This window comes from Rothia sp. HMSC061D12 (genome assembly GCF_001836735.1).
Classification (GTDB): Bacteria; Actinomycetota; Actinomycetes; order Actinomycetales; family Micrococcaceae; genus Rothia.
This window is the reverse complement of record NZ_KV830311.1, coordinates 195938-206262: the sequence shown is the minus strand read 5'-3', so window position 1 is coordinate 206262 and position 10325 is coordinate 195938. Positions and strand designations below refer to the sequence as shown.

General features: G+C 61.5%; 8 protein-coding genes. 5 read left to right on the top strand and 3 right to left on the bottom strand.

Going from position 1 to position 10325, the window contains the following annotated elements; all coding sequences use genetic code 11:
- Window positions 1–130: 130 nt before the first annotated feature.
- Window positions 131–1132 carry an aldo/keto reductase gene (locus tag HMPREF2682_RS09210; RefSeq protein ID WP_070833474.1) on the top strand — a complete coding sequence of 334 codons (1002 nt, stop codon included), beginning with the start codon at window positions 131–133 and terminating at the stop codon, window positions 1130–1132.
- 225 nt (window positions 1133–1357) lie between these two features.
- Window positions 1358–2800, top strand: a complete 1443-nt coding sequence (locus tag HMPREF2682_RS09205) for a sugar porter family MFS transporter (protein WP_070833472.1) — start codon at window positions 1358–1360, stop codon at window positions 2798–2800.
- 82 nt (window positions 2801–2882) lie between these two features.
- Here HMPREF2682_RS09205 and HMPREF2682_RS09200 read toward each other — a convergent pair whose 3' ends face one another.
- Window positions 2883–3164 carry a type II toxin-antitoxin system prevent-host-death family antitoxin gene (locus tag HMPREF2682_RS09200; RefSeq protein ID WP_005509047.1) on the bottom strand — a complete coding sequence of 94 codons (282 nt, stop codon included), beginning with the start codon at window positions 3162–3164 and terminating at the stop codon, window positions 2883–2885.
- Window positions 3165–3331: 167 nt separating this feature from the next.
- On the opposite strand from HMPREF2682_RS09200, the gene HMPREF2682_RS09195 reads away from it, so the two are divergent.
- Together HMPREF2682_RS09195 and HMPREF2682_RS09190 are read left to right on the top strand one after the other, a co-directional pair.
- Entirely contained in the window at window positions 3332–3625 is a 294-nt protein-coding gene (locus tag HMPREF2682_RS09195) for a type II toxin-antitoxin system RelE family toxin (RefSeq protein ID WP_070688025.1), read from the top strand.
- A 333-nt stretch (window positions 3626–3958) separates the two neighbouring features.
- A complete protein-coding gene (locus tag HMPREF2682_RS09190; protein WP_049354395.1) occupies window positions 3959–5170 on the top strand; it encodes a cytochrome P450 in 1212 nt (403 codons plus the stop codon).
- Window positions 5171–5358: 188 nt separating this feature from the next.
- Here HMPREF2682_RS09190 and HMPREF2682_RS09610 read toward each other — a convergent pair whose 3' ends face one another.
- Together HMPREF2682_RS09610 and HMPREF2682_RS09180 are read right to left on the bottom strand one after the other, a co-directional pair.
- The gene (locus tag HMPREF2682_RS09610; RefSeq protein WP_070833470.1) at window positions 5359–6243 is read right to left on the bottom strand and encodes a lytic transglycosylase domain-containing protein; all 885 of its coding nucleotides are present in this window, start codon (window positions 6241–6243) and stop codon (window positions 5359–5361) included.
- Between the two features lie 214 nt (window positions 6244–6457).
- Window positions 6458–9358 (bottom strand): multicopper oxidase domain-containing protein, encoded by a 2901-nt coding sequence (locus HMPREF2682_RS09180; RefSeq protein ID WP_070833468.1) that lies wholly within the window; start codon window positions 9356–9358, stop codon window positions 6458–6460.
- Between the two features lie 316 nt (window positions 9359–9674).
- Here HMPREF2682_RS09180 and HMPREF2682_RS09175 point away from each other — a divergent pair.
- Window positions 9675–10325 (top strand): glycosyltransferase family 87 protein (locus tag HMPREF2682_RS09175; RefSeq protein ID WP_141762632.1); only part of this gene is annotated, 651 nt, incomplete at its 3' end.

The window sequence follows — 10325 nt, the reverse complement described above, 5'->3', positions numbered from 1 at the left end:
GTGTGTGGTGGAGCAAGGAACCTACCGGGACCTAACAACCGACCCTACATCACGCTTCAGAAAGCTCTTCGCCTCCCAACTGGAGGGGAAATAACCACGCAACATACCCGCACAACGTAGAGTTAAAAGAATGGAACGTATTGAATCTCCCGTATACCGCAGGCTCGGCAACTCCGGTCTCGTCGTACCCAGCGTCGGCATCGGCTGCAACAACCTCGGCCGCCCCGGCACCCCCACCCGCACCCAAGAAGGCACCAACGAAGTCATCGCCGCCGCAGTCGACGCAGGCATCAGCTTCTTCGACATCGCCGACCTCTACGGCGCCGAACCCGGCCTCTCAGAAACCATGTTCGGCACCGCCCTCACCCAGCTCGGCCTAGACCGCGACGAACTGACCATCGTCACCAAATTCGGTCTGCCCGTCGGCGACCTCAACGGCAACGACCGCAACGCCCGCGGATCGCGCCGCTACATCATGCGCGCCGTCGAAGGGTCCCTCCGCCGCCTCGGCACCGACTACATTGACCTGTACTTCTACCACAGCCCCGACCCCAACACCCCTATCGAAGAAACCCTCAGCGCCCTCGACCAGCTCGTACGCGACGGCAAGGTCCGCTACCTGGGCCACTCCAACTTCTCCGGCTGGCAGCTCGCCCACGCCGAACACTGCGCCCACGAACTCGGCACCGAACGGTTCATCGTCGCAGAAAACCACTACAACCTGATCGACCGCCGCGCAGAACTCGAAATCCTGCCCGCCGCACGGCATTTCGGCATGGGTGTGCTGCCGTACTTCCCGCTCGCTAATGGCCTGCTGACCGGCAAGTACCGCCGCGACAACATTCCCGCCGGTTCGCGCCTGTCCCACTCCAAGAAGAACGTGCTCGACGCCGCCAACTGGGACCAGCTCGAAGCCTTCCACAGCTTCTGCACCGAGCGCGGCATCACCGAGGTGCAGGCGGCGTTCTCCTGGCTCGCGCAGCAGTCGCCGGTCACCTCCGTCATTGCCGGTGCAACCAGCGCCGAACAGGTGCGCGCCAACGCACAGGCGGCATGCCTGCGCTTCGACGCTGAGGACCTCGCCGCCCTGGACGCCATCTTCCCGGCACCCGAGAAGATCGCGCTGTTCTAAACTCCGGCTCCCTCTCAAAGGGGCACTCAGGCGGTCGCTCGTGTCGGCCGTAAAATATGCTGAAAAATAGGCGCGGTGAGAAATAAATATCACCCGCCGAACGTTTTCGCTAGGATTAGGTGAGGTGTGTCTAACCTGACGCACCTCACCTCGCCTATATACCCACCCCTGCCGCCTGGAAGCAGCCCGGCAGGACCACCCGCCACCGGCACATCAAAGGACACCATGAGCGCACAGAGCACCGCCTCCACCCTGCCCCCTCTGGGCACCGGGAAGCACAGCCGATACCTCGGCATCATCGCACTCATCGCCACCTTCGGCGGTCTGCTCTTCGGCTACGACACCGGAGTGATCAACGGCGCGCTCGAACCCATGAGCCGCGAACTCGGCATGGACTCCACCACCCAAGGCTGGGTCACCGGATCGCTCGCCTTCGCCGCCGCTATCGGCGCACTCGGATGCGGCCGCATCTCTGACCGGTTCGGCCGCCGAACCACCATCATTGGGCTCTCCACCATCTTCTTCATTGGTGCCCTGACCTGCGTGTTTGCACCCAACGTCGCCGTACTCATCACCGGACGCACCCTGCTCGGTCTGGCGGTCGGCGGCGCCTCCGCCGTGGTGCCCGTGTTCCTCGCAGAGCTCGCCCCCTACGAAATTCGCGGCTCCCTCTCCGGCCGCAACGAACTCATGGTTGTGGGCGGTCAGCTTGCCGCGTTCATCGTGAACGCCCTCATCGGCAACGTATGGGGCGAGCACGACGGCGTGTGGCGCTGGATGTTCGCCATCTGCACCCTGCCCGCCATCGGCCTGTTCGTCGGCATGCTGCGTGTGCCCGAGTCGCCGCGCTGGCTGCTGCGCGTCGGCAAGCGTGAGCAGGCGCTTGAGGTGATGAAGCGCATCCGCTCCACCGAACGTGCCGAGGCTGAGATCGCCGACATTGAACGCACCCTGCAGGCGGAGGCGGCAACCCAGAACGACGCGGCGGGTAAGGAAAGCGTGGGCGTGCGCGGCTGGTTCGTGCGCATCCTGCTCGTCGGTATTCTCGTTGGTGCGGGTCAGCAGCTGACCGGCATCAACTCGATCATGTACTACGGCATTAAGGTGCTCAAGGAAGCCGGTTTCAGCGAATCCGCGGCACTGATTGCGAACATTGCGCCCGGCACGATTTCGGTGCTCGGCTCCATCCTGTCGCTGCGCCTGATGGACCGCGTGCCGCGCCGCGTCATGGTCATTACCGGCTACAGCTCGACCACGTTCTTCCACGTGCTGATTGCGGGCGCATCCATGCTTCTGCCCGCCGATAACGCGGCGCGTCCCTGGATTCTGCTGGTGCTTATTGTCTGCTTTGTGGGTGCGATGCAGACCTGCCTGAACGTGTCTACCTGGGTGATTATGAGTGAGCTGTTCCCGCTGCGCGTGCGTGCGGCGGGCATGGGTATTTCGGCGTTTAGCGGCTGGATGATGAACGGTACCCTGTCGCTCGTGTTCCCCGTGATTCTGGGTGCGGTCGGTCTGACTGGCTCCTTCATCGGCTTTGCCGTGGTGAACGTGATCATTGCGTTGCTGATGTTCCGCAACCTGCCGGAAACCCGCGGCGTGAGCCTGGAGCAGGTGGAGCGCGGCGTGATGGACGGTAGCATCTACCCCTCCGCACGCGGGCGTTAAACCCTGCGGTTTTAGGCATGAATGAGGCGGGCGGCCCCTCCCTGGTGGAGGTGCCGCCCGCCTCGCAATATGCGTTGAAAGACTAGTCTGCAGGGTTCTCTGCGAGGAACTCGTCGAGGCCGATGCGGTAGCCGTCATCTTCGGCGCGTGCCTTGCGTAGAGCCTCAATGTCGAGGAGCTCTTCGTACTCTTCAAGTAGCTTCAAATCTTCGTAGGAGATGAGCGCGGCAACAGTCTTTCCGTTGCGGCTGATGAGGGGACGTTCGCCGGAGAACACGGCCTCGTTGACTTTGGTTCCGAGGTTGTCGCGGAGTTCTTTAAGAGTCGTGACATTGGAACGAGTCCGGTGAGTGGTGACAGTCATGACTGGTTCCTTTCTGGGGTTGATGCGTTAGCTCCGAGGATAGTTCCTGTGCAGATTCTATCCAGGGGAGCTACTTACATAGTACAACAATGTAAAGTGTGTAAAAAGTGTACACTTTTTCTGCTAAGGTTGAGGTTAAGATTTAGAGCTCTGCCTGAAGGGTGCAGATGACTGCAAACCATGTCTCAAACCCCGCGTACCGGGTCGAATTGACGCGCAAAGCAGCGAAAGAATTGAAGAAAATCCAACGAGAAGACCGGGCTGTCTTTGAGAAAATTATCGCCTGCCTCCGGTCCCTTGGTGATGACCCCTATATGGCGGGAGTCAAGAAGCTACAGGGCGAAGAAGGGTACAGGGCGCGAGTAGGAAATTACCGCATTCTATACACCATTGATAACGGCGCGGTTGTTGTTGAGGTTTTCCGGGTCGGTCATCGGCGAGAAGTCTACCGCGGTCTGTAGAGTGAGCGCGGCGTGATGGACGGTAGCATCTACCCCTCCGCACGCAAACGCTAGATTCGGCGGTTTTTAGGCAAGAATGAGGCGGGCGGCCCCTCCCTGTGGAGGTGCTGCCCGCCTCGTGCGTCTCGTGACCCGCCGCCCCTCGCCCCACCGCACTGTTCGTTGAATGAGAAGCAAGGAACCCCTACCCTGCGCCACCAATCCATAAGTGATACGGTCAAAGAACAAGTAATGGATTCACGTGCTGAAATGCACGCCCGACCCTGCCCCACACGCATCGCCCGGACGCCCGCATCCAGCACGCCACAACTCTATAACGAACACGGGTGAACAATGACTGAGAACGTACACAACGACTGGGACCTCCGAAGCGAAGAGGTTCAGAAGGACCAGGTAGCTGCCTACGACGCAATGCGCCGCCGTTGCCCCGTCGCCCACGACGAATTCATGGGCTACTCCGTCTTCAAAAACGCCGACGTACAGCACGTACTCGACCACCCCGAAATCTACTCCAACGTCGTCTCCACCCGCCACATCGCCGTCCCCAACGGCATGGACGCACCCGAACACACCACCTTCCGCGCGGTCAACGACAAGTACTTCACTCCCGAACGCCTCGAAAAGTTCGCACCCGTCATCCGCGACGCCGTGAAGACCCTCATTTCAGAACTGCCCCGCGGCGAAGAAGTGGACGTCATGCAGGGCTTCGGCCAGGCCTACGCAATGCGCGTGCAGAACGCCTTCATGGGCTGGCCCGCATGCCTCGAACAGCCCCTCACCGAGTGGATCGAGAAGAACCGCGTCGCCACCCTGCGCCGCGACCGCGAAGAAATCGCTAAGGTCGCCCTCGAATTCGACGGCTACATCCGCCAGCTGCTCGACGAACGTCGCGAGGACGCCGCAGCCGGCAACCCCAAGGACGTCACCGCCGAACTGCTCACCGACACCGTGCAGCTGCCCGGCGAAGAGCCCCGCACCATGACCGACGAAGAAATCGTCAGCCTCATCCGCAACTGGACCGTGGGCGAGCTGTCCACCGTCTCCGCAACCGTGGGCGTATTCGTCAACTTCCTGGCACGCAACCGCGCCGAGCAGGACCGCCTGCGCGCATCCCTCGCCGAGGGCAACGCACTCGACGACCGCAGCGAAATTGCCCTCGCCGTTGAAGAAATCATGCGACTCGAAGACACCCTCGTCACCAACCGCCGCATCACCACTCAGGACACCGAGCTCGGCGGCCGCACCCTGCCCGCCGGCTCCCGCGTGACCATCAACTGGGCAAGCGCAAACCGCGACGAGGACGCCTTCGAAGACGCCCTCACCTACAACCCGCACCGCGACCAGTCCCGCAACCTCGTGTACGGCGACGGCATCCACGTCTGCCCCGGTGCGCCTCTGGCACGTCTGGAGCTGCGCATCCTGCTCGAGGAGCTGCTGCGCGGCACCGAGTCCATCGAGATTGCGGACGAGAGCGAGAAGCCCGCAACCGTGAACGCCGTGTACCCGGTCTCCGGCTACTCGGTCGTGCGCGCCATCTTCAACTAGGCACGCTCTAGCCGTAAAAGCGCGAGGCGCCGAACCCCAAGAATGGGGGTCGGCGCCTCGCGCTGTTAAGAGTAAATATAAGAGTGAATAGTAGGGGAGTGGTGGCTCGTATTAGCCGCGCACTATAGATAAAACGGAATATTCCCTAGTGGCTATATAGGCTAGTGGAATACCCAAAAAAGCTGAACCTAGCGGCCCGAGCTCGTCGCCGAAGGCTTCACCGAAGAACCCGCAGAACCGCTCGCAGACGCACGAGCCGAAGCACTCGCAGAAGCCTCCGCCGCAGCCGATGCCGACTCCTCCGGAGACAGAGCCGTACCATCCGCATGAACACCAGCCATCGCCGGAGTCACACCATTCACGAAGCTCAACTTCGCCTGCTTGAACTGGTACTCGGGAGAGCAGGTCAGCTTATACTTCGAATTCGCCAGCTCGCGAATCGACTTCACATAATTCTGAGTCTCCTCATACGGGGGAACACCGCCGTACTTCTCCACAGAACCCGGACCCGCGTTATAACCGGCGAGAACCACATCCTGCAGCTCATCCTCATTGGAGGCGTACTTCGCCAAGCGAGTACGCAACTCAGCCAAGTAGCGTGCCTGCGCCGCAATCGCATCGTGCGGGTTCAGAACATTACCGCCATTGCCGAAGCTGTAGTGGCCGCCGCTCCACGCGTCATCAGTGAACTGTGCAATACCCTTAGCGCCCTGGTGGGACACAACGCCCACACGCCAGTGGCTCTCGGTCTCAATCTGCGCCGCCAGCACGCCGGGACGGAAACCCGACACCTTAGAGCCCTCCTCAAAATCGGAGCGGAGAGCCGCCGGAGCATACGAAAGCTCCGTCATGCCGCAATAGTCGTCGTAGGTGGCTGCCAAACCGGCAACACCGCCACCCAAAAGAACCGCAGAGGCAATAATCTGCCAATGCGCAAGAACCCCGGCGAGAAAGCGAAGCGGGAAAGCTTTACGCTGCCGAGGAGAAATTTGTTGATCCGCCGGAACGGAAATGTGGTTGGAGGCGCTCGTAGCGTTACGCTCGGAAGGGGCGCCCGAAGTGCTATCTGCCATTCCTATAGACTAGCGCACCATCGCCGTTTATGGTGAAAACACTCCCCTCCGTTGAGGTGAAAACCATAGTCAGAGAGTTCTTGGCGCGTCTTTACCGGAGTCAACATCAAGTGCAGGTACAGACTCCGTGCACGTGAAGGATGACCCCACCCGGTACACCTTTGACAGGGAGTACCAGGCGGGGTCAATCCATGATGGGGAGCTTCAGGAGTCCCTAACGGTTCGTCACCACGATCTTGCCGGCGGCACCGCGCTCCATCTCCGAGAAGGAGTGATTCACGAACGTGTACGTGCCAGACTCTAGGAACTGCATCTCCACGAAGCCGCCCTGAGCGGGCGCCAAATCGAGTGCCTGGCTGTGGCCGTCACGGCTACCGAACGCATCTGCGCCGCGGCGCATCAGGTAGCCGCCCTCCTTGTAGACTGTGTCGAATTGCGAACCGACCACGTGGAAGCTCGTGCCGTGGTTCGGGCCAGCCGCCATCACCCAAATACGGATACGCTCGCCCTTCTTCACCTGCAGCGGCTTCGCCTTGTACTGGGTTGCGTGGCCGTTGAACATGGTCAGCGTGGGGGTGCCCGCCGCGATCAGTTCCGGCGAGTTCTCCGCCAGCTTGTTACCGTCGGAGGCGGTCTTGCCGGTGTCGTGCAGGTACGCCTCGCCCTGAACCATCACGTACTCGTGATCGACCGGGTCAAGATTCGCCGGGTCAATGATGACCGCGCCGTACATGCCCTGGGTCATGTGCAGGCTCAGCGGGGCGGTGCCGCAGTGGTACAGCCAGATGCCGGCGCCCTTCGCCTCAAAACGGTAGACGAGACGCTCACCAGGGGCGATGGTCTTCATCGTATTATCGGGGGAGACCATGCCCGCGTGGAAGTCCAGCGAGTGGCCCATCGTGCCGTTATTGATGAGTGTAATTTCAAAAACGTCACCGACCTTGCCGCGCAGAATCGGTGCCATGTTCTGCCCGTTGAACGTCCACATGTGAACGGTCACGCCGGGCGCCACCTCGCGGTCGACTTCCTCAACTTCCAGGGTGACCTTGCGGACGGTCTTGCCGTTCACCTGCGTGGCGGTGTTCGGTGCCGGGATGTTCGGGTCGCGGTACTTGTAGCCGCTGCCGGGCGCTGCGGACATGTCAATCCTGCTGTTCGCAACGGTCATGAGGGTCGGGGTGCTACCCGACGCGGCGTGGTTGTGGGTGCCCGCAGAACCGTGGTTGTGGCCACCCTGCGCCACCTGGTTTGCGGAGGCGCCGGTCGCCTTCACCTTGAACACCATGCCCAGGGAGCGGTGACCCGCCACGGAGCAGTAGCCTTCCTGGTCGGCGGTAATGACACCGGCATCAACGGTTTTCGTTTCGCCGGGGTTGATAACGCCGGTGGTCGCGCCGTTGTCGAAGGTCAGGTCGTGGGTCATGCCCTCGTCGTCGTTGGTGACTTCAACGACCAGGCGGTTACCGGCGGGCACCTCCACCTCGGCGGGGGTGAAGCGGTAGTTGCTGGTCGCCTTCACCTGCACGGTGGTGGTCTGACCGGTCGCAGCCACAGAGCCCGCCGAGGAGAACGACGGCAGGTTCAACGCGGACGGGTTCACGGCGAAGCCCAGCAGGAACGCCATGGCAACCGCCAACGCCGCCTGGAAGCTCTGCTTGGCGTGCGGGACGGGCTCCGGGGTGAGCGCCTCCGGGGTGAAGACGGGCTTTTCGCCGCGGGCGCGTGCCGCCATCATTTCCTTGCGGGTGTTCACGGACGCCTTCACGCCGCGCACCATGAGCGGAATGAACGCCATGAGCGCCAACGCACCCACGATAGCGACGGCAATCTTAATGGACTGGCCCACCATGGAGCTGGGCATCATGAAGATGAGCAGCGCCAGGTTCACGGCGGTTACGCGTGCCGCCGCGAAACGGCTGAACTCCTTGTTGGAGGCGCGCACCACCGCCGGGCCGCCGCCCATGCGCTGGGGTAGCAGGTAGCTCATCGCGCCGAGCAGCAGCTGCAGCAGGAAGCCGACCACAAAGATGGGGGTCACAGCGCGCATGTCCAGCTGCGCGAAGGGGACGGTCGCCACCATGTAGGCGGTGGTCGCCACGCCAATAATCAGCCAGAGGAAGCCCATACCCACGCTCATGGGCGGGTACTCGTTCGGGCGCTTGGTGCGCAGGGTACGCACCATCACCCAGGCGACAATCAGCAGGGCAACCAAGTAGACGACTAGGCCCGCAGCAGCAAGCGGACGCATCCCAAAAATCGCGCCGACAACGGTCAACGCCAAGCCACCGCACATCAGGTACAGGGCGCGCAGACTGTGGGTGAGCGCCTTATCCACCATCTTGGTGCGCAGCATGGTCGGCCAGAACGTCACCAGCGTACCCACCGCGGTAATACCGACGAAGCCGAGCACGTTCACTGCCTCGTGCGCGAGCAGGAACTGCGAATGCAGGGTGCCGGACAGGTTCGGGTAGGCAATCATGCCGCCAAACGCCGCACCGAGGGGCAGCAGCAACGCCGCAACAATGTAGAAGCGAATGGTCACACCGAACCGCGACGGCAGAGCCTGACGCACCTGCTTCAGCAGGTAGATGCCGTGCCAGGCGACCATCGAACCGACAATGAGGGCGCCCACCACCGTGGCGGCGTAGAGGCCGGGCACGCTCAGCTGACCGACCATGCCGATCATGAGCACGAGAATACCGGCGTTCAGAATGAAGATGCGGCGCACCTGGGTTCCGCGGTGCTCGTCAGGAATCTTGATTTTCATGAGCGCTTCGGTGAAGTGCTGCGACCAAATCAGAATCGAGTTCGTAATCAGGCCGAGGGTGACGATGTGCACCATCAGCCAGCCGCTATTCGGGATAAACCTGTGCAGCAGAAGTACGCCGACAAGGGTAAACATCCAGTGGGAGACCGGCTTGGAGGCGCGACGATGCCACGTACCGCGACCGGATGCGCGGCGTGCGATCTCTTCGGGGGTGAGGTTCGCACCGGGCACATCAGCCGGGCGCGCGCCAATGCTCAGGCCGGAGGAGCCGCCTCCGGAGACGTTTGCGCCTGCGGGCTTGCTACTCGTGTTCTCACCTTCGGGTGGGGTGCCGAGATGTTCACTCACGTGATCACTGCTTTCACTGCTGGTTGTTCGTGGACGTCGGTGTGCGGGTCGGCACCGCTTGCCCCTGCGTTGGGGCGGGTGCCAATAAGCCCATTATATTGCCCGGATAGTACCAATTTTGAAGACATGACGTGCATATGAAGGCGGCTCATATCGTGATAGTTGTGCTTGCGTGCTCGAGTGATTCTTCTCCTGTGAATCTTCTCTCCAATGCACCCTTCACAGGTGCGCACGATAAACTATTAGGATTCCAAAATCAGATGCCCGCCCACCCTACGCGCGCATCCGCCGGCACCAAGGTAAGGACAAACACCTCGTGACAAGGACTGACTCCACCACCCCCATCTGGGGAAAAATCGCTATTGTGGCACTCATCCTCATTGTTGGCGGTGGATACGTCATCAAAATGCTCACCAACCCCTTCAGCGGTATGGACTTCTCCATCTACCGTCTGGGTGCGATGACCATTTTTGATAACGAGGGCTTCACCCAGGACCTGTACTCCCCGACCCTGAACGATCACGGCGTCATCAAGCCGCCGTTCACGTACCCGCCGTTCGCGGCGATGCTGTTCTTGCCGTTCGCGTTCATGCCCCTGGAGGTTGGCAAGGTCATTATGGTGGTCGGTTCGGCTGTGGTGGCGTGGTGGATTTCCACGATCATTTACAACTACGTGAATGCGCGCGGCCGTGAATTGCCGCTGCAGCAGTACTTTGGTCGTGCCGGCACGATTGCGATGCTGACCATTCTGGTGGTGGCGGCGGGCCCGTGGCAGCGCACCCTGGACCTGATTCAGATTAACCCGTTCATTACGGCGCTGATTCTTGCCGATTTTGTGCGCCCAGCAACCCGCGTGCCGCGCGGCGTGCTGATTGGTATTGCGGGCGGCGTGAAGCTGACCCCGCTCGTGTTTGGTCTGATTCTGCTGGTCCGCCGCGACTGGAAGGGCATTGCGACCCTGGGTGCG